We start from the raw sequence: 20,858 nt of genomic DNA, 5'->3' as shown, positions 1-20,858 counted from the left end.
GAGAGATAGTATGTCAGCAAGAGATTTATCGGTTCTGCTAAGTGTTATATTAATTGTGGCTATGTTGATTATTCCTTTTCCCACATGGCTTTTGAGCGTGTTGATCATAATCAATATATCTCTGGCGCTCCTGGTTCTGTTGACTTCCATGAATATGCAGGAGCCGCTGCAGTTTTCCATATTTCCCTCTCTCTTATTGCTATTGACTTTATTTAGATTAGGGCTGAATGTTTCTACAACCCGATCCATTTTAAGCACCGGCAATGGGGGTGGGGTTGTAGAAACATTTGGAACATTCGTAGTCGGCGGAAATATTATAGTTGGACTGGTTGTATTCTTAATTCTGATCATTATACAGTTTGTTGTCATCACCAAAGGGGCAGAACGTGTTTCAGAGGTAGCGGCCAGATTTACACTGGATGCCATGCCTGGAAAGCAGATGAGCATTGACGCGGATTTGAATGCCGGCATGATTTCTGAAAAGGAAGCAAGGGAGAGAAGGGAAAAGGTAGGAAGAGAAGCTGATTTCTATGGAGCAATGGATGGAGCCAGCAAATTTGTCAAGGGAGATGCCATAGCAGGCATCATCATTGTGCTGATCAATCTAATTGTGGGCATCGTCATTGGCATGATGCAGCAGGGCTTAAGCTTATCGGATGCTGCGCAGCATTTCTCCCTTCTATCTGTCGGAGATGGCATTGTGAGCCAGATACCTGCCCTGCTGATCTCAACCGCAACAGGGATTGTGGTGACAAGGGCAGCTTCAGATGGAAATCTGGGTACAGACATCAGCACCCAGCTGCTCGCCTTTCCTCCTATGCTGTTTGTGGCGGGGGGAGCCATCATCCTTTTGGGTCTAGTGACGCCAATCAATGATTTGGTAACATTGCCGGTTGGAGGAGCGTTGATTTTAGGCGGATATTTAACCAACCGCAAGCCTAAAGTCAAACTGGAGGAAATCCAGGAGATGGAGGAAGAAATCGAAACAGACGAAATGAAGAGCCCTGAAAGTGTGGTCAGCCTATTAAGTGTCGATCCGGTTGAATTTGAATTTGGCTATGGACTGATTCCGCTGGCGGATGCCAATCAGGGAGGAGACCTGCTGGATCGGATCGTCATGATCAGAAGGCAGCTTGCCATAGAGCTTGGCCTGGTCATACCTGTTGTCCGCATAAGAGATAATATTCAGCTGAATCCCAATGAATACCGGCTGAAAATCAAAGGAAATGAAATGGCCCGGGGTGAGCTTCTCCTCGATCATTATCTCGCCATGAGCCCTGGGATTGAGGATGATTCAATTGAGGGGATAGATACAGTGGAACCTTCATTCGGGCTTCCCGCCAAGTGGATTTCCGAGGAAATGAAGGAACATGCCGAGATGATGGGATATACAGTTGTTGATCCTCCAAGCGTAGTGTCCACACATTTGACAGAAGTTATCAAAGCGAATGCCCACGAGCTTTTGGGAAGGCAGGAGACCAAGCAGCTGATCGATCATCTAAAAGAAAGCTCGCCAATATTGGTGGATGAGGTGACACCGAATCCGCTTTCGATTGGGGAAATACAAAAGGTATTGGCGAAGCTGCTGAAAGAAAAGGTATCCATTCGGAATCTTCCGGTTATTTTTGAAACACTGGCCGATTTCGGACGACTTTCCACCGATACCGATCTCCTTACTGAATATGTCAGGCAGGCTCTGGCCAGACAGATTACTTCCCAGTTTTCCTCTGGAGGGGAGAGCATGAAGGTCATCACTTTATCAGGGCGTGTTGAAAAACTTGTGGCAGAAGGGGTTCAGCAGACAGAGCATGGAAATTACCTTTCAATGGATCCGAATGAATCACAGATGATATTAGAATCAATCGCAAGGCAGCTTGAAGAAGCTTCCTTGATCGACCAGTCTCCGGTCATCCTATGCTCGCCTGCGGTCAGGATGTATATCAGGCAGATGACTGAAAGGTATTTCCCGCAGGTTCCCATTTTATCGTATAACGAATTAGAGGCGAATGTGGAAGTACAAAGTGTAGGGGTGGTGAATGTTGATTGAAGATAAAAAAATATATAACTCCGACCATGACTCAGGCCATGGAACAAATCAAAAATGAGCTTGGAAATGACGCAGTCATTCTAAATTCAAAAGTCACCCATTCAGGAGGGTTTTTGGGACTCTTCAAAAAAAGGAATTTTGAAGTTCTTGCAGCGATCGATTCTAAGCCTCAGGCTGCATCACTTGTAAAAAGCTCTGTTGAAGAGGACAGGATTATAGTTGAAAATCCTTTCCTTCAGCAGGACCCCCCCCCTGTGCATGCTGGAAGCGGGACAAGAGCTGCAGCCGAAACAGGGCAAGGCAGCCCTGAAGCAGGTGCAGACAGCGGTGGCCCAAAGGAAATTCTTGCCGAGCTTGAAAGCCTTAAGCAAATGCTTAAAGAAATGGATTCAGATCAGCTGGAAGCAGGCGGAAATCTTCCTCTTCCTATCCGCAGAATGGACGGCTTCCTTAAGGATAAGGGAATTGGGGAAGGACTGCGCAGCAGGGTGGCAGGCAGGCTTATGGAAAAGTGGTATCAAGGACCGAAGTCGGCCGGCATGAATGAAGTATTTTCCTGGGCTTCTACGGAATTAGAGCAGGCTGTTTCTGGTGAGCCATTCCATAAGCAAAGCTTTACAAAAAAATTCATTAATGTAGTAGGACCAACCGGGGTCGGAAAGACGACAACTCTTGCAAAGATGGCCTCCGATCTAATGATGAGGAAGAACAAAAAAATAGCATTTATAACAGCCGATACTTATCGGATCGGGGCAATTGAACAGCTGAAAACCTATGCGCAGATTTTGGGGGTACCTGTTGAGGTCGCCTACAATATGGAGGACTTCAGACGGGCCTCTCAGAGATTTCAGGATTACGACCACATTCTGGTAGATACTGCAGGACGGAACTACCGCAGCCGGGAGTTTATCCTGAGTTTACAGGAGGTCATTGATTTTCATGAAGATCTTGAAACATTCCTGGTATTATCTCTTGCTTCTAAAGAGAAGGACATGGAGGAAATCTGCATGCAATTTTCATCGGTACCCATCGACCACTTCATATTCACCAAAGCTGATGAGACATCAAGCCGCGGCGCGATCCTGAACCTGATGATGAAGTATCAGCTTGGGACGGCCTTCCTGACAACAGGGCAGAATGTACCGGATGATATGGTGAAGGCTGAACCTCCGGAAATCATTAAACAGATAATTGGAGAACACTGGCATGAGTGATCAGGCACAAAATTTAAGGCTGAAGGTAGAGAGTTTGAGGGCGAGGAAAGAGACAAAGGCAATAGGAGTGATCAGCGGGAAAGGCGGAGTAGGAAAATCCAATTTTTCTTTGAATTTTGCCATCTCCTTAGCTCAAAAAGGCAAGAGTGTTCTTCTGTTTGATATGGATATCGGCATGGGGAACATTGATATTCTAATGGGCAATACCTCTGCAAAGAATATTGTCAGTTTTTTTGAAGAAGGCTTATCCATTGTTGATGTTATTTCCAAGGGACCCTCGGGCATTTCCTATATCGCCGGCGGTACAGGTTTGTCCCGGATCTTTCAGCTGGATACTGATAAGGTATCGCGGTTTTTCAGCGAGTTTGAAGGGATAGTTGAAACCTACCAATACATTATTTTTGATATGGGGGCCGGCATTTCTGAGGACACCGTCCCTTTTATCCTTTCGGCAGATGAAGTGTTTGTCATTACAACACCGGAACCGACTTCTGTAACAGATGCGTATGCGGCCATTAAATACCTGACCCTGCAAAAACAGGATCTGCCCTTTTATTTGATCTGCAACAAAGCGGTCTCTGATAAAGAGGGAATGAACACAGTAAAAAGGCTTCAGCAGGTAATACAGCAGTTCCTTCAGAAGGATATTGGAATTCTTGGGGTCCTTCCCGAAGACCGGGCGGTAACAAGAGCAGTTATGGAGCAGGCGCCATTTATTCTAACCAGGCCGCATGCGAAGATATCAGCTGCCCTGGGAGCGGTCCTCGATAAATATTTGAAGAGAATTGATGATAAGCAGGATCTTATTCCCATGAAGGCAGGCTTCATGGGGAGGCTCAAGCAAATCGTTTTTAAGAGGTAGGCTGATATGGAAAAAATAAAAGTTCTTGTAGTGGACGATTCAGCGTTTATGAGGAAGTTCATTTCCGAAATGATAAGCGAAGACGAGAGGATGGAAGTGGCTGGGACGGCCAGGAATGGCAGGGATGCACTCGACAAGCTGGAGAAAGTCAGTCCGGATGTGATTACGCTTGATGTAGAAATGCCTATTATGGATGGTCTGAGCGCCCTGGAACACATCATGGCAAAACATCCTGTTCCCTGCATCATGCTTTCAAGCACAACAAAAGAGGGAGCAGACAACACATTGACAGCGATTGCCAAGGGGGCATTTGATTTTGTGCCGAAGCCTTCCGGATCCATTTCCCTGGACATTTCCAAAGTTAAAGGCCTGCTGCTGGAGAAAATTGCAGCCGCCAGCCAGGCAAACATAAGGATATTATGCAAACAAGAATTCCAGCCTGAGGCTGCAGGGAAATCTCACCTGTCTGCAGCTGAATTTACGGCCAATCCGGCTGTGAATCCGTCATCCGGAGCAAGGAAGATTGTTTGTATAGGAACATCCACCGGCGGTCCCGGGGCCCTCCAAAGAGTGCTTGCCAAACTGCCGGGTGATTTTGAAACACCGATTTTGATTGTCCAGCATATGCCGAAAGGCTTTACAGGTTCACTGGCAGCCAGGCTGGATTCGTTATGCAGGATCACGGTAAAGGAAGCAGAAAACGGGGAAATCATCCGGAAAGGGATCGCTTATATTGCTCCCGGTGGATTTCATATGAAAGTAAAAAAAGCCGGAAGAAAACTGGCTGTCATACTCGATGAAGGCGAAACGAGGACAGGCCACAGACCATCAGTAGATGTTCTGTTTGAATCCCTGTCCGAACAGACAGACCATCATAAAGTGGCTGTTGTTATGACTGGAATGGGAAGCGATGGGGCGAAGGGCCTCATTGCGATGAAAAAGAGCGGCAGTGTACGGGCCATAGCAGAGTCATCTGAATCGGCAGTTGTATTCGGGATGCCGAAAGCTGCCATTGCGACTAAATGTGTGGATCGTGTTGAACATGTAAATGACATAGCCCTGGCATTGATCCAGGCAGTGAAGGATGTGTAGGAATAATGGATATGAGCCAATATCTTGAGGTTTTTATTGAAGAAAGCAAGGAGCATCTTCAAAGCTGCAGTGAACAGCTTCTCCTGCTGGAAAAAAATCCTGAAGATGTATCAATCGTTAATAATATTTTCCGGTCAGCCCATACATTAAAAGGAATGTCAGCGACTATGGGCTATGAAGACCTTGCCAATTTAACTCACAAAATGGAAAATGTTCTTGATAATATCAGGAATGGCAACACTTCGGTTTCCACGGAGCTTCTTGACGTTGTCTTTCAGGCGGTTGATGCTCTTGAGGCGATGGTTTCCTCGATCGAACAAGGAGGGAGCGGGCAAAGAGATGTAACTGAGATTGTCGGGATGCTTCACAGGATTGAAACAGGTGAAGATCCGGCATTAAGGACGGAAGCTGAGGTTTCTGCCTCGGCCGCCGCTGAAGCAGAAGAAGACACGGGTCAGTATACATATGATGACTTCGAGCTCACGGTTCTAAAGCAGTCGAAAGAACAAGGATATAATTGTTATGAAGTAACTGTTTCAGTAAGGAATGATTGTTTACTGAAAGCCGTCCGTGTCTTTATGGTGTTTGAAATTCTTGAAAAATGCGGGGAAATTATTAAGTCAAATCCTTCTGTGGAGCTCCTTGAAGAAGAGCAATTTGACAACAAATTTACGGTCTCCCTGATTTCCAAAGACTCAGCAGAGGACATAAAAAATAAAGTATTAAAGGTATCTGAAATAGAATCTGTGGTTTGTAAATCCATCCAATTCAGCCGGGAGGAGACTCAAAATGAGGTGCCTGGCGGAAAAGAAGAGCCGGAAGAGCAGGCACAGGCAGTGGAAATTAAGCCAAAAGCAGCAGAGAATGAAAAAAAACAGGGAAACACGAAAAAAACAGCCAGCTCGAAAACCATCCGTGTCAATATCGAACGCCTTGATGTTCTGATGAATTTATTTGAAGAGCTTGTCATCGACAGAGGGCGGCTTGAGCAGATATCAAGGGATCTAAATAACCAGGAGCTTAATGAAACAGTTGAGCGGATGACAAGGATTTCAAGCGATTTGCAGAATATCATCCTAAACATGAGGATGGTGCCTGTAGACACGGTATTTAACAGGTTCCCGAAAATGGTAAGACAGCTGGCAAGAGACCTAAACAAAAAAATCAATCTTGAAATCATCGGGGCGGAAACCGAGCTGGACAGAACGGTCATTGATGAAATCGGCGATCCCCTTGTCCACCTGCTGCGGAATGCCCTGGACCATGGGATAGAAACTCCGGAAGTACGCAGAGGAAACGGGAAAGAAGAAGAAGGCCATGTAACGCTGAAAGCCTACCATAGCGGAAATCATGTATTTATTGAAATTCAGGATGATGGAGCAGGAATGAATGCGGAAAAGCTCATTCGCAAAGCCATTTCAAAAGGAATTCTAACAGAACAGGCCGGAGCCTCCTTATCGCCAAAACAGGCGTATGAGCTGATTTTCGCATCAGGGTTTTCCACCGCTGAGCAAATTTCGGATATTTCGGGCCGGGGAGTCGGGCTTGATGTTGTCCGGAATACAATAGAATCCCTTGGCGGTGCGGTTTCGATCGATTCAGTGGAGGGAAGCGGCTCCATCTTTTCGATACAGCTTCCTCTTACTCTATCGATCATTTCGGTCATGCTCGTCCATATCAGTGAAGAAAAATATGCTATTCCGATTTCATCTATTATAGAAACAGCGATTGTGAAAAGGTCTGAAATCCTGCAGGCACATAACCAGAAGGTCATCGATTTCCGAGGAAAGGTGGTCCCGCTCGTATTCCTGAAGGATATCTTTGATGTTCCAGGAGAGGAAGAGGAGAGCGAATACTTCTCACTGGTCATCGTTAGGAAAGGAAGCAAAATGGCAGGCCTGGTAGTGGATCAATTTATCGGACAGCAGGAGGTTGTGCTGAAACCCCTTGGCAGCTACTTGAATTCTGTGTTTGCTATTTCAGGTGCCACTATTCTTGGGGATGGGCAGGTAGCCTTGATTGTTGATTGCAATGCATTAATTAAATAATGTGTCTTTGTTAAATGCTCTTTTCTAAAAGATTGTGCTTTTTAGGGTTTTATGAAGCAATTCCATTGTTAAACAGGTTGATTGAAGCGAGCATCCTGGAGCGGAAATCAACCTCTTTGTTCCGAAATAATAAAGTTTACGACAAATGTTTTAAAAATTTGCCGTAACCTGATTTAGGAGTGATTAAATGTCTGAAGAAAGTGTACTGAATGCAGAAGCCGTCAAAGTCATCGTTTTTCAGCATGGTGATAAGGAATACGCCCTGCCTGTTCAGGAAGTAAAGTCCATTGAAAAGGTCCAGCATATTACAAGGGTGCCTGGAACCGCCGCTTTTGTAAAAGGAGTCATCAACCTGCGTGGTGTCGTCACGCCAATCATTGACCTCCGCACCAGATTTAATTTGGATGAAGAGGAATTTACGGAAAGTACAAGAATGATCATCGCGTTTTCCAATGAAGAGGAAGTAGGGTTAATAGTTGATGCGGCCAACGATGTACTGGATATTAAAAAGGAATGGTTCGGTCCTCAGCCGGAGGTAGTAGGAACAATCGAAGCAGATTTTATCCAGGGAATAGCTAAGCTGGATAAAAGGCTACTGATTCTATTAAACCTGGAAAACATCCTTAATCCTGAAGATTTAAAAGATAACCAAGGAAAGAGCTGAAATGGAGTTCTACGACAGAATCACCGCCTTTCATCTTGATATATTAAGAGAAATAGGAAATATTGGCGCCGGTAATGCCGCCACGGCCCTTTCAAAGCTGTTAAATAAAAAAATCGATATGAAGGTGCCTGATGTCAGCCTTGTTTCATTTGATGAAATGATGGACATGGCGGGTGGAGCCGAAAATGTGGTGGTCAGCATTTTTTTTAGACTTGAAGGAGAGGTGCCGGGGAGCATGTTTTTCCTGCTCCCCCTTGAACAGGCTGATAGGTTCATCTATCAGCTGACAGGGGAAGAGGGGGCTGCTCCAGTCCGATATTCGGAGATCGCTGAGAGTGCCCTTAGAGAGCTGGGCAATATTATGGCAGGATCCTATCTGTCAGCCCTGTCTGATTTTACTTCCCTCTGCCTGTATCCTTCTGTTCCCTACATGTCCATTGACATGGCGGGTGCGGTGATCAGCCCAGGGTTAATTGAGACATCCCAGGTCAGCGACTTTGCCATTGTCATTAACACGGAGCTTGTTGAGGATGAGATGACTCCCGGCACCCGTATAAATGGATGCTTTTTCCTGGTTCCTGATCCAGGTTCATTTCAGGCAATCTTTCATTCTTTGGGAGTATACCAGAGTGAGTGAGGTCAAACAGATAATTAAAGTAGGGATAGCGGATCTGAAGATTACGGAAACGCCGGATTCATTAAGGACTGCAGGCCTTGGCTCCTGCGTCGGCGTGGTTCTATACGATGCCTCAAGCAGTCTTGCAGGCATGGCACATATCATGCTGCCTGACTCACGGATGGCACGGGGGAGGGAACTTAACCTTGCCAAGTACGCGGACACGGCTTTGAAGGAGCTGCTCAGCCGTCTTATGGGACAAGGGGCTTCCTCTATAAATATAAGAGCAAAAATAGCCGGCGGCGCCCAGATGTTCAAATTTACCAATCCCAGCGATTCCATGAGGATCGGACCGAGGAATATAGAGGCTGTAAAATTGGAGCTAGAAAGATTAAGAGTCCCCCTTATTGCGGAGGATACAGGAGGAAACAGCGGCCGGACAATCGAATTCGATACGGGCAGCTGGTTGCTGAATGTCCGGACGGTTAACAAGGGTTCTATCGATTTATAATAAAACATGGCTATTTTCCTAGTTTTTTAACGGTTTTTCCTCTTATTCTCGTAGTAATCAGCTGGTATAATTGCCTAAGCAGCGATGAAAACTGCAAAAAGACGGTCTTTGTACCTAGTTTTTAATAGAAACAGATGTTTATAGGAGGACGCTCGTCCATCTATTTAGATAAATGAAGTAACTATAACAACACCAAGGGGCCTTTTTTTCAGTCTAGTGACCTGCTTTATACCAGCGGTGATTATGAATCTGAAAAATAGAAGTATGCGGCCGCATGAGGAGGAGTACGATGTCTCAATTGACTAGTGGAGAAGAGCAGCTGCAATGGAGAAGGTGGTCAGAGAGCCGCGATCCGGAAGCCGGTGACACTCTTGTGAAAAAATACATGCCCCTGGTTTCCTACCATGTACAGAGAATTTCTGCCACACTGCCTAAGAGTGTCAGCAGGGATGATCTGAGAAGCCTTGGCATGGTTGGTTTATTTGATGCTTTAGAACGCTTTGACCCCAACAGGGATTTGAAATTCGATACCTATGCCTCTTTCCGGATAAGAGGTGCCATAATAGATGGGCTGCGGAAAGAAGACTGGCTGCCCAGAAGCACAAGGGAAAGAACTAAAAAAATTGAAGCCGCCGTGGAAAAACTTGAGCAAAAGTACATGCGGGCGGTTTCTGCCGGTGAGATTGCCCGGGAGCTTAATCTAACGGAAGATGAAGTTTCGGCTGCTATCAATGAGAACTTTTTTTCCAATGTCCTTTCAATGGATGAAACTCACAAAGAGCATGAAGAAAAAGACGGAAAGCTCGTTTTTAAAGACGAGAAAGCGGTTCTTCCGGAAGAGCAGATCGTAAAACAAGAATTATACGGTGACCTTGCGAAGGAAATATCAGAGCTAAGCGAAAAAGAGCAGCTCGTATTGCAGCTTTTTTACAAGGAAGAAATGACATTGACCGAAATCGGCCAGATCATGGAACTGTCTACCTCAAGAATATCTCAGATCCATTCAAAAGCTATTTTCAAATTAAGGACTTCCCTGTCAAAAGCAATGTAGCGGTGAAGGCACACTTAAAAGGGGAATTGTCCCATGACCATTTTTTTACTATTCATTAGTTTTGTTTTAAATATAGCTGCCATATTAGGCATCGTCATCTTATATACCAGGCAGAATAAGATTCTTTCCATGGAGAAAAAACAAAAAAATTCAGTAAGGGAAATCGAAGATATTCTCACCTCCTTTGCACAGGAGATGAAAGAAGAAAATGAGGTTTTGCTTTCCAAATTGAAATCTCCCTCAGGAAATGGCCATGTACAAAAAGCCAAAAGGGAACTCCGAAGCGTTCCTCAGGCTGCAGATAAACCTCTTCAAAAGGGGAATCAAAGAAAGAAGAGCAAAGCAATCACTGCCTATCAGCCTGCGGTAAATGAGGCCGGACAAGAAGGCGGTATCCCTCTTCCAGATCTCATCCAAAAAGATATAGTGGAGCTCTCCAAACAAGCACCGGGTGGTCTCCCCCATTCCGAACCGAAGCCAAAGGCCTTTGAAGCAGAGCTTAACAGCAGGATCGAGGAGTATAAAGACAGCGGGGATGTTTATGTCGAGGCCCTTCTCAAGGAAGCAAGAGCATTAAAGCAGGCAGGCCTTACATATGGACAGATTGCCCAAAAGCTCAATAAGGGTAAGACGGAAATCGAACTTTTATTAAAATTTCGCGGGTAAAGAATAAAACGCTTGATTCAAAGCTTTTAGTATGCTATATTAGTCAACGGTGTTAATACACACGTTCAGGGATTCGGACACATGGTGCTGATCTATCAGTTGTTGTCCGGAGATGATTGGAACGGAGGAAAACAAAAACCATTAGGAGGAATAATCACATGTCAGTAATTTCTATGAAGCAATTACTTGAAGCTGGTGTACATTTCGGTCACCAGACTCGCCGCTGGAACCCAAAAATGAAGAAATATATCTTCACTGAGCGTAACGGCATCTACATCATTGACCTGCAAAAAACAGTTAAGAAGGTAGAAGAAGCTTACAACTTCGTAAGAGAAGTTGCAGCAAACGGCGGAACGATCCTTTTTGTAGGTACTAAAAAACAAGCACAAGAATCTGTTAAAGAAGAAGCTGCACGCGCAGGTATGTACTATGTTAACCAACGTTGGTTAGGTGGTACATTAACAAACTTCGAAACAATTCAAAAACGTATTACTCGTCTTAAGCAAATCGAAAAGATGGAACAAGACGGTACATTTGAAGTGCTTCCTAAAAAAGAAGTTATCCAGCTTAAAAAAGAATGGGATCGCCTTGAAAAATTCTTAGGCGGTATTAAAGATATGAAGGGTATCCCTGATGCAATCTTCATCATTGACCCTCGCAAAGAGCGTATTGCAGTTGCAGAAGCTCATAAGTTGAACATCCCGCTTGTTGGTATCGTTGATACAAACTGCGATCCTGATGAAATCGACTATGTAATCCCTGCAAACGATGATGCAATCCGTGCAGTTAAGCTTCTGACTGGTAAAATGGCAGACGCTATTTTAGAAGTTAAACAAAGCGAAGAGCAAACAGAAACAACAACTGCTTAATTTCAGCAAAAGGTGATAAGAGGATAAGGCCTTTTATCACCTTTTTTTAAGAACAGACCCTGTTTCCGATTTCTTTTTAAAGATGGAAAAATTTTTTTGCCTTCTTGTTAAAATACCTGATTTCGAAAACACTATCAAAGGGACATCATTAGCTACATACCACTATTTAAGGAGGAGTTTTACAAATGGCAGTAACTGCTCAAATGGTTAAAGAACTTCGTGAAAAAACAGGTGCAGGCATGATGGACTGCAAAAAAGCATTAACTGAAACAAATGGCGACATGGAGGCAGCGATCGATTTCCTTCGTGAAAAAGGCATTGCGAGCGCAGCTAAGAAAGCTGACCGCATCGCGGCTGAAGGTTCTACTTATATCCTGACTGAAGGAAACGAAGCGGTAATCCTTGAAGTTAACTCTGAAACAGATTTCGTTGCGAAGAACGAAGGCTTCCAGGTTCTTGTCAAGGAACTTGCTTCCCATCTTCTTGCAAAAAAACCTGCTTCAGTTGAAGAAGCACTTGAACAGACAATGGACAACGGTTCAACAGTTGCTGAGCATATTAATGCTGCAATTGCTAAAATCGGTGAGAAATTGACTCTTCGCCGCTATGAAGTGAAAACTAAAACAGATGCTGATGCATTTGGTGCATACCTTCACATGGGAGGACGCATTGGTGTTCTTACCGTTCTTGAAGGAACTACAGATGAAGCAGCAGCAAAAGATGTTTCTATGCACATCGCTGCATTAAGACCTCTTTATGTTTCACGCGACCAGGTAACTTCTGATGAGATTGAGCGTGAGCGCAAGGTACTTACTGAGCAGGCGCTTAATGAAGGCAAGCCTGAAAAAATCGTTCAAAAAATGGTTGAAGGCCGCATCAATAAATTCTATGAAGAAATCTGTGTTAATGACCAGACCTTCGTTAAAAACCCGGATGTAAAAGTGGGAGCATTTGTTGAGTCTAAAGGCGGAAAAATTGCAAGCTTCGTCCGTTATGAGGTTGGAGAAGGAATTGAAAAACGCCAGGATAACTTTGCTGAAGAAGTAATGAGCCAGGTTAAAAAGGACTAATATTCTCGGATTTTAGAGCATGAGGATGTAAAATAGGGGACACTTCGTGTTCCCTATTTTTAAAATCTTTGTTTAGTCCTGAGCAGAAGCAGATTTTACATAGTTGGAGGTTTTTATGAGCAGCGCAAAATATAAACGTGTCGTATTAAAACTTAGCGGTGAGGCTTTAGCAGGAAATCTTGGCTTTGGCCTGGATCCTGAAGTGATTAAATCTGTATCTGAACAGGTGAAAGAAATCGCCGAGCTTGATGTTGAGGTAGCGGTAGTTGTCGGCGGAGGTAATATCTGGCGCGGCAAAATAGGCAGTGAAATGGGTATGGACAGAGCGACAGCCGATTACATGGGCATGCTCGCAACCGTAATGAACTCATTGGCCCTGCAGGACAGTCTTGAAAATCAGGGCATTGAGACAAGGGTCCAAACATCCATTGAAATGAGACAAGTTGCGGAACCTTATATTAGAAGACGTGCGATCAGACACCTGGAAAAGAAGCGGGTAGTAATCTTTGCTGCTGGAACAGGGAATCCTTATTTCTCCACTGACACAACTGCTGCACTGAGAGCCGCGGAAATCGAAGCCGAAGTGATTCTAATGGCCAAAAACAATGTGGATGGAGTCTATAACGCAGATCCTCTTAAGGATGAAAATGCCGTGAAATATGAAGAACTTTCTTATCTTGATGTACTAAAGGAAGGTCTGGCAGTGATGGACTCGACAGCATCATCTTTATGCATGGATAACGATATTCCTTTAATCGTGTTTTCTATTATGGAAAAAGGAAACATTAAACGGGCCGTTATGGGCGAAAATATCGGAACAATCGTAAGGGGGAAATAAAAAATGCCAAAACAAGTAACTGCAAATGCAACAGAAAGAATGGATAAGGCAATCAGTGCTTATAGCCGTGCACTTGCCAGCATTCGCGCAGGAAGGGCAAACGCTGCTCTGCTTGACCGGATCACAGTTGATTATTACGGCGCGCCAACACCAGTGAACCAGCTTGCGGGAATATCTGTCCCAGAAGCACGTTTATTAGTGATACAGCCATATGACAAAACAGTACTTTCTGAAATCGAAAAGGCGATCCTTAAGTCTGACCTGGGCCTTAACCCAACCAATGATGGTTCTGTTATTCGACTGATGATACCTGCTCTTACTGAAGAACGCCGTAAAGAGCTTGTAAAACAGGTAAGAAAAGAATCAGAGGAAGCGAAAATTGCTGTACGGAATATTCGCCGTGATGCCAATGACGATCTTAAGAAATTAGAGAAGAATGGTGAGATCACAGAGGATGAACTGAGAAGATATTCCGATGATATCCAAAAAACAACGGATTCTTACATCGCAAAGGTTGATACGATCACCAAGGATAAAGAAAAAGAAATCCTGGACGTTTAATCTACATCCATTATAGTAAAAAACTGCCCCTGTCAGAGGGGATTTTTTTTTAGCCGCTTTATTTTTCACGGGTAGTTCTAAGCAGACAGCTGCTTTGTATAAAATAATTGTAACCTGGCCGTCTTCATGGGGACCGGCTGGATCAGGCTGCCCCCTCGCTGGTAAAATCATTTTTCCTTTAATAATAGGAGTTTCTGCGTTTTTTTGATATTATTAAGTAGATTCATTTTGGAAGGCTTTCTCCAAAATGACACAGGCTTATAAAAATTCCGGCTCGCATTACTAATCAAGGGCAGCCGATATAGCAGAAGTAAAAAAATTTTTATAAGTGAATACATATTGAAATTACTCTGCCGGCAACATATTAGGAGTTAATTCAATGGGGGATACTTAGGATGGAAATGTTTTTAAAACGCTGGAAAAATAAAAGTGATTCTATAAATATAGCGGACAAGATAGCTGATTTAAAGAAGCTGCCTGTGCCGGATCATGTTGCCATCATCATGGACGGCAATGGAAGATGGGCAAAGAAAAGGGCCCTGCCGCGCATTGCTGGACACCATGAGGGAATGAAGGTCGTAAAAAAAATTACGAAGCTGGCGAGCAATCTTGGGATCAAAACATTGACTGTCTATGCCTTTTCCACTGAAAATTGGAAAAGACCGCAGCTTGAAGTCGATTATCTCATGAAACTGCCGGAAGAGTTTTTGGGTACCTTTCTTCCTGAGCTGATCGAAGAAAACGTAAAGGTTCAGATGATCGGCCAAAAGGAAGCTATTCCGAAACATACCCTTAATGCGGTAGAAAAAGCAATAAGAGATACCAGTGAAAATACCGGGATGATTTTAAACTTTGCATTGAATTATGGCAGCCGTGCTGAAATCATGCTGGCAATGAAAGAGGTCTTCAAAGATATCAAGAATGGTATAATAGATGAAAATCAGCTGGATGAACAGCTGTTTTCCAATTATTTGATGACCGATGGCCTTCCTGAACCGGATCTGCTGATCCGGACCAGCGGGGAAATCAGGCTCAGTAACTTTATGCTCTGGCAGCTTGCCTATACGGAATTATGGTTCACTGACGTATATTGGCCAGACTTTAGTGAAGAGCATTTGCTTCAGGCTGTCTTTGATTTTCAAAAACGGTCCAGAAGATACGGCGGAGTGTGACAGACCTCATTTACGCAGCTGGAGCGCCTGCATGGCCTCCGAAGGGCAGCGAAAATGACTAACTCCAGTATCCTGCCACCGTAATCGGGGCAAAACGGGATACCTCCGTTTTTCTATTTGTCCAGCTGCAGTGCCTTGACCCCACATGCCACAAGCCAAACCGTCCACGGGAAGGAAACCCGTTTCCCATGGTCTGCTTGTCTTGTGGCAAAGGGGTCAGACCAAGGCACTTCCGCTTTTCTAAATTGTCTAACTCCGGTATCCTGCCCCTCGAGTCACAAGCCAGCCGATCCATGGGAAGAAAGAACGCTTCCCACGGCCCGTCTGTCTTGTGCTTGTCGGGGCAAAACGGGATACCTCCGTTTTTCTATGAAGGTGAGGGTTTTATGAGACAGAGGATTATTACAGGGGTTGTGGCTGCAGCCATTTTTCTGCCCATCGTGATTTGGGGCGGGTGGCCGCTGCTGCTGATTACCTATTTGCTAGGAACGATTGGTTTATATGAGCTTTTGAAAATGAGGAAGCTCTCGGTTGTCAGCATCCCGGCGCTGCTTTCTTTTGCAGGCCTGTGGGTAGTGCTGCTCCCTCCTTCTGCGTACGATACATTGAAGGATATAAACTATTCAAAATTTGAAATAATCTTATTGCTGGTGCTTCTGCTATTGACATTTACAGTCATAACCAAAAATAAGTACACATTTGATGATGCTGGTTTTATGATGTTAGCCGTCCTGTATGTAGGGATGGGATTTTTCTACTTTTACCAGACCCGGGAAATGGGACTGGTGTATATCTTTTTTGCTTTATTCGTGATCTGGGCAACCGATTCAGGGGCATATTTTGTGGGACGTGCCCTTGGAAGGCGGAAGCTGTGGCCCGAAATCAGCCCGAATAAAACCATAGAAGGTGCAGTCGGGGGAATAATCTGCGGAATCTTGGTGGCGGTCATCTTTTATTTTGCTGCCGACATGCAGGAAACCATAGGGAAGCTTGCTGCCATCGCCATATTTATCTCTGTATTCGGACAAATTGGGGATTTGGTTCAGTCAGCCTATAAAAGGCGTTATGGTGTAAAGGACTCAGGCAATATCCTGCCAGGCCACGGAGGGATATTGGACCGGCTGGACAGCCTGATATTTGTCCTTCCCATTCTTCATTTACTGCACTTGATATAATATTGATCTTTGTTTTATCTACAGGAGTTGAGATGGTTGAAGTATATAAGCCTTTTAGGTGCAACAGGCTCAATCGGGACGCAGACGCTTGATATTATCCGCATGAATCCCGATAAGTTTGTGCTGACTGCGATGTCAGCAGGCAAAAACCTTGGTTTGACAAGGAAGTTTATTAAGGAATTTACTCCCGAATTTGTTTCAGTACAGTCAAAGGAAGACTGTGAATCACTTAGGCGGGAATTCGCCGGAGAAGAAATCGCGTTTTCTTATTCGGAGGAGGGGCTTGTGGAAGCTGCCTGCCATGAAAAGACCGATATTGTCGTGAATGCAGTTCTGGGCAGTGTGGGGTTATATCCTACCCTTCAGGCAATTGAAGCAGGAAAAGATATCGCCATAGCCAATAAGGAAACACTTGTAACCGCCGGACACCTGGTTATGAAAGCTGCCAATGATGCAGGTGTAAGGCTGCTTCCGGTGGACAGTGAGCATTCTGCCATCTTTCAGGCTCTGCAGGGTGAACAGGAGAAAAGCATTGAAAACCTGATTATTACTGCTTCTGGCGGAAGCTTTAGGGACCGCACGAGAGACGAGCTGGAGGGGGTAACCGTTGAGGATGCCTTGAATCATCCCAACTGGTCTATGGGAGCCAAAATTACGATCGATTCGGCTACCATGATGAACAAGGGGCTTGAAGTAATTGAAGCTCATTGGCTGTTTGGCCTTCCTTATGACCAAATAAAGGTGCTTCAGCATAGGGAGAGCATCATTCATTCCATGATAGAGTTCCATGACTCATCAATCATTGCCCAGCTCGGAACTCCCGACATGAGAGTACCCATTCAATATGCACTCACATATCCGGAGAGAATTCCTTTTCCAAAGGCAAATAGATTAAATCTTGCAGAAATAGGACGGCTGAACTTCAAAGAGATGGATTTTGAAAGATTTCCCTGCCTTAGATATGCCTATGAAGCAGGCGTTGCAGGCGGGACCATGACGACGGTTTTAAATGCAGCCAACGAAGAAGCAGTTTCCCGCTTTCTATCTGGGCACGCAGATTTCTTGGATATAGAAAGAATGATTGAAAAAGCATTAAAAAGGCATTCTAAAACGGAAAACCCCGGTTTGGATTTAATTAGGGAAGTAGATACTGAAACCAGGGAGTTTGTCCGCTCTATTTAAATAAAAAGGTGGTTGAACAAGTGCAGACATTGCAGACAGTGATTGCCTTCATTCTGATATTTGGTGCTCTGGTGTTTTTTCATGAGCTTGGCCATTTGTTCTTTGCAAAGCGGGCCGGGATCCTCTGCCGGGAATTTGCCATAGGTATAGGCCCGAAAGTCTTTTCTATGAAGAGGAATGAAACACTCTATACCATACGTCTCCTTCCAATCGGCGGATACGTAAAAATGGCTGGAGAAGATATGGACCTTACTGAAATAAAGCCTGGGTATCGTGTCGGCCTGCTGTTTAACGGCGAAGGTTTAGTCAGCAAAATCATCTTAAACAACAGGGATAAATATCCCGACATTAAGGTCATAGAGGTGGAAAGCTCTGACCTGGAACATGACCTGATCATTCGAGGATATGGGGATGAGGAGGAGGATGAGTCAATCCAGACTTTTTCAGTCCATCCAGAAGCCATGCTTGTAGAAGACGGGGTAGAAAACCAGATTGTCCCTTATGACAGGCAGTTTGGCTCAAAGTCCCTGGGAAAGCGAGCCATGGCGATATTTGCAGGACCCATGATGAATTTTATCCTCGCTATCGTCCTATTCTGGATCATAGGTGCTTTCCAAGGGATTCTGGTGGATGACCCTAAACTCGGTACCCTTACGAAGGATGGTTCAGCGGTCTCTTCAGGGCTGAAAAAAGGGGACCTGGTGCAGTCAATTGATGGCAACGAAATCTCGGACTGGACAGACATACAGGAAACCATTCAAAAAAATCCAGGCAAGGAAATCGTGTTTATCGTAGATAGGAATGGCAAGACACTTGAGATACCGGTGACTCCGAAGGAAATTGAACGAGATAAGAAAAAGGTCGGTGTGATAGGGGTCTATCCTCCTGTTGAGAAGTCTCCTGGAAAGGTGGCTGCTTCCGGATTTACTGAAACATATTTCTGGACCACGAAGATTGGCTCGATGCTCGGTCAGCTTGTAACCGGGAAATTTTCTATCGATGCCTTGTCAGGACCGGTTGGAATTTATAAATCTACAGAGGAAGTAGCTAAATCCGGAGTGATTTATCTTCTGAAATGGGCAGCGGTGCTCAGTATCAACCTGGGGATCATGAACCTGCTTCCGATTCCGGCATTGGATGGCGGAAGGCTGTTGTTTTTCGCAGTGGAAGCTGTCAGAGGAAAGCCGCTTGACCGGCAGAAGGAAGGAATCGTCCATTTTATCGGTTTTGCTCTTCTCATGCTGCTGATGCTTGTTGTAACCTGGAATGATATTCAAAGGTTCTTCTTATAAAAAGCGATATCTGAAAAGAGATACAAACATAGAACATATTGAAAAACCATGATAGAATAATTGAGGGCAGAGGCGGGATGCATTCCCAGCCTCTGCTCATTATTTTGCTAAAAGCTTTTAGATGAGGTGCGAATAGATGAAACAAAGTATGACCTTGATCCCGACCCTTAGGGAAGTTCCTGCTGACGCAGACACCAAAAGCCATCAGCTGCTGCTCAGGGCCGGATTTATCAGACAGAATTCAAGCGGCGTATACAGCTATCTGCCGCTGGCAAGACGTGTACTGCAGAAAATCGAGACGATCATCCGGGAAGAAATGGACCATGCAGGAGCAGTTGAACTTCTCATGCCGGCTCTTCAGCAGGCAGAGCTATGGCAGGAATCTGGCCGCTGGTATACATATGGACCGGAGCTAATGAGACTGAGAGACCGCAACGAGAGGGAGTTTGCCCTCGGTGCGACTCATGAAGAAGTCATCACAAGCTTAATCCGGGATGAAGTGAAATCCTATAAGCGCCTTCCCCTCGCCCTGTATCAAATACAGACGAAATTCAGGGATGAAAAAAGACCGCGGTTCGGCTTATTAAGAGGAAGAGAATTCATCATGAAGGATGCTTACTCTTTCCATTCTAATGCAGAAAGCCTAGATGATGTGTATCAGAAGATGTATGATGCCTATTCTGCTGTCTTCCGCCGGTGCAGCCTAAACTTCCGGGCAGTCATCGCAGACTCGGGTGCTATGGGAGGAAAGGATACACATGAGTTTATGGTACTGTCCGATATCGGGGAAGATACGATTGCCTACTCAGATTCCTCTGATTATGCAGCCAATGTTGAAATGGCGCCAGTCATAGCTTCCTATGAAAAATCAGGAGAAGTTGCCAGGGAGCTTGAAAAGGTACTGACTGAAAACCAGAAATCCATTGAAGAAGTTTCCGCGTTCTTAAATACAAAGCCTGAAAACTGCATTAAGTCTCTCCTCTTTAAAGTGGATGAACAGTTTGTCCTGGTTCTGGTAAGAGGAGACTATGAAATCAATGATATAAAATTGAAAAACCTATTTGAGGCAGGCTCTGTTGAACTTGCATCTGCTGAAGAAACGGCCGAGATCGCCGGAGCTGAAATCGGATCTGTAGGCCCGATTGGCATCAAGGATATAGAAATCGTTGCCGACCACAGTATAAACTCCATTATAAATGGTGTATGCGGGGCAAATGAAACGCACTATCATTATGTCAATGTAAATCCAGAGCGTGACTTTGCCGTTTCAAGATATGAGGACCTGCGCTTTATCCAGGAAGGCGATCTTTCACCTGATGGCAATGGAACCATTAAATTTGCCAAGGGAATTGAAGTAGGGCATGTATTTAAGCTGGGTACAAGATACAGCGAAGCCATGGATGCATCCTTCCTTGATGAAAACGGGCGCAGCCAGTCCATGATTATGGGCTGCTATGGTATTGGCGTATCAAGAACACTTGCTGCGGTCGCTGAGCAGTTCAATGATGAAAGAGGACTGGTATGGCCTGCAGACCTTGCTCCATACCAAGTCCATATTATCCCTGTTAATGTGAAGGATGACCTTCAAAGGGAGCTTTCTGAAGAAATCTATCAAGATTTGAAAAAGGCAGGAATAGAAGTGCTGATTGACGACCGCCAGGAAAGGCCGGGAGTTAAATTTGCCGATTCTGATCTGATTGGAATTCCAGTAAGAGTTACAGTCGGCAAAAAAGCAGGAGAAGGCATTGTCGAATTGAAGGTGAGAAGCACGGGTGAAGTGGCTGAAATCGAAAAATCCGGCATTCTTTCAGAATTAAAAAAATCCCTAGGCTAAAATACGCAGAAAGAAAAAGGCGCTAACCGCGTCTTTTTCTGTTTTACATAACGTGAAATTGCGTTTATTTGGCAGGCGAAACCAAACGAATCAG

The 20,858-nt window shown here is 44.7% G+C and carries 19 protein-coding genes; all 19 read left to right on the top strand.

Features of this window, described 5'->3' with window-relative positions:
• Window positions 1-10 precede the first annotated feature (10 nt).
• The 19 genes from flhA (at window position 11) to H539_RS0103990 (ending at window position 20,764) form a co-directional block, all read left to right on the top strand.
• Window positions 11-2,047 carry a flagellar biosynthesis protein FlhA gene (flhA, locus tag H539_RS0104080; RefSeq protein ID WP_026692473.1) on the top strand — a complete coding sequence of 679 codons (2,037 nt, stop codon included), beginning with the start codon at window positions 11-13 and terminating at the stop codon, window positions 2,045-2,047.
• Window positions 2,044-3,261 carry a flagellar biosynthesis GTPase FlhF gene (gene flhF, locus H539_RS0104075; RefSeq protein WP_026692472.1) on the top strand — a complete coding sequence of 406 codons (1,218 nt, stop codon included), beginning with the start codon at window positions 2,044-2,046 and terminating at the stop codon, window positions 3,259-3,261. Before flhA ends, flhF begins: the two co-directional genes overlap by 4 nt.
• Complete coding sequence (locus H539_RS0104070; RefSeq protein ID WP_026692471.1) at window positions 3,254-4,123, top strand: MinD/ParA family protein; 870 nt, start codon at window positions 3,254-3,256, stop codon at window positions 4,121-4,123. The genes flhF and H539_RS0104070 overlap by 8 nt, the downstream gene beginning before the upstream one ends.
• 6 nt (window positions 4,124-4,129) lie before the next feature.
• The gene (locus H539_RS0104065) at window positions 4,130-5,215 is read left to right on the top strand and encodes a protein-glutamate methylesterase/protein-glutamine glutaminase (protein ID WP_026692470.1); all 1,086 of its coding nucleotides are present in this window, start codon (window positions 4,130-4,132) and stop codon (window positions 5,213-5,215) included.
• Between the two features lie 5 nt (window positions 5,216-5,220).
• On the top strand, window positions 5,221-7,263 hold the full coding sequence (locus H539_RS0104060; RefSeq protein ID WP_026692469.1) for a chemotaxis protein CheA: 2,043 nt from the start codon (window positions 5,221-5,223) through the stop codon (window positions 7,261-7,263).
• Window positions 7,264-7,450: 187 nt separating this feature from the next.
• Entirely contained in the window at window positions 7,451-7,927 is a 477-nt protein-coding gene (locus H539_RS0104055; protein WP_026692468.1) for a chemotaxis protein CheW, read from the top strand.
• A gap of 1 nt (window position 7,928) precedes the next feature.
• Entirely contained in the window at window positions 7,929-8,564 is a 636-nt protein-coding gene (locus H539_RS0104050; protein ID WP_026692467.1) for a chemotaxis protein CheC, read from the top strand.
• Complete coding sequence (locus tag H539_RS0104045; protein WP_026692466.1) at window positions 8,557-9,054, top strand: chemotaxis protein CheD; 498 nt, start codon at window positions 8,557-8,559, stop codon at window positions 9,052-9,054. The genes H539_RS0104050 and H539_RS0104045 overlap by 8 nt, the downstream gene beginning before the upstream one ends.
• A 289-nt stretch (window positions 9,055-9,343) precedes the next feature.
• The gene (locus H539_RS0104040) at window positions 9,344-10,105 is read left to right on the top strand and encodes a FliA/WhiG family RNA polymerase sigma factor (protein ID WP_026692465.1); all 762 of its coding nucleotides are present in this window, start codon (window positions 9,344-9,346) and stop codon (window positions 10,103-10,105) included.
• Between the two features lie 33 nt (window positions 10,106-10,138).
• A complete protein-coding gene (locus H539_RS0104035) occupies window positions 10,139-10,771 on the top strand; it encodes a hypothetical protein (protein ID WP_026692464.1) in 633 nt (210 codons plus the stop codon).
• A 158-nt stretch (window positions 10,772-10,929) separates the two neighbouring features.
• On the top strand, window positions 10,930-11,640 hold the full coding sequence (gene rpsB, locus H539_RS0104030) for a 30S ribosomal protein S2 (RefSeq protein WP_026692463.1): 711 nt from the start codon (window positions 10,930-10,932) through the stop codon (window positions 11,638-11,640).
• 185 nt (window positions 11,641-11,825) lie between these two features.
• Window positions 11,826-12,710, top strand: coding sequence for a translation elongation factor Ts (gene tsf / locus H539_RS0104025; RefSeq protein WP_026692462.1), 885 nt, complete (start codon window positions 11,826-11,828; stop codon window positions 12,708-12,710).
• Between the two features lie 115 nt (window positions 12,711-12,825).
• Entirely contained in the window at window positions 12,826-13,548 is a 723-nt protein-coding gene (gene pyrH / locus H539_RS0104020) for a UMP kinase (protein ID WP_026692461.1), read from the top strand.
• A 3-nt stretch (window positions 13,549-13,551) separates the two neighbouring features.
• Window positions 13,552-14,109 (top strand): ribosome recycling factor, encoded by a 558-nt coding sequence (gene frr / locus H539_RS0104015; protein WP_026692460.1) that lies wholly within the window; start codon window positions 13,552-13,554, stop codon window positions 14,107-14,109.
• A gap of 395 nt (window positions 14,110-14,504) precedes the next feature.
• Complete coding sequence (locus H539_RS0104010) at window positions 14,505-15,281, top strand: undecaprenyl pyrophosphate synthase (RefSeq protein WP_026692459.1); 777 nt, start codon at window positions 14,505-14,507, stop codon at window positions 15,279-15,281.
• A 386-nt stretch (window positions 15,282-15,667) separates the two neighbouring features.
• Window positions 15,668-16,456, top strand: a complete 789-nt coding sequence (locus H539_RS0104005; protein ID WP_026692458.1) for a phosphatidate cytidylyltransferase — start codon at window positions 15,668-15,670, stop codon at window positions 16,454-16,456.
• A 36-nt stretch (window positions 16,457-16,492) separates the two neighbouring features.
• Entirely contained in the window at window positions 16,493-17,638 is a 1,146-nt protein-coding gene (locus H539_RS0104000; RefSeq protein WP_026692457.1) for a 1-deoxy-D-xylulose-5-phosphate reductoisomerase, read from the top strand.
• 29 nt (window positions 17,639-17,667) lie between these two features.
• Complete coding sequence (gene rseP, locus H539_RS0103995; protein WP_026692456.1) at window positions 17,668-18,930, top strand: RIP metalloprotease RseP; 1,263 nt, start codon at window positions 17,668-17,670, stop codon at window positions 18,928-18,930.
• A 136-nt stretch (window positions 18,931-19,066) separates the two neighbouring features.
• The gene (locus H539_RS0103990) at window positions 19,067-20,764 is read left to right on the top strand and encodes a proline--tRNA ligase (protein WP_026692455.1); all 1,698 of its coding nucleotides are present in this window, start codon (window positions 19,067-19,069) and stop codon (window positions 20,762-20,764) included.
• The last annotated feature ends 94 nt before the right edge of the window (window positions 20,765-20,858 follow it).

Origin of the sequence: Peribacillus kribbensis DSM 17871 (assembly GCF_000430765.1) — a bacterium.
Classification (GTDB): Bacteria; Bacillota; Bacilli; order Bacillales; family DSM-1321; genus Paraperibacillus; species Paraperibacillus kribbensis.
Note: the sequence above shows the minus strand (reverse complement) of the source record. Positions and strands in the feature narration are given on the sequence as shown.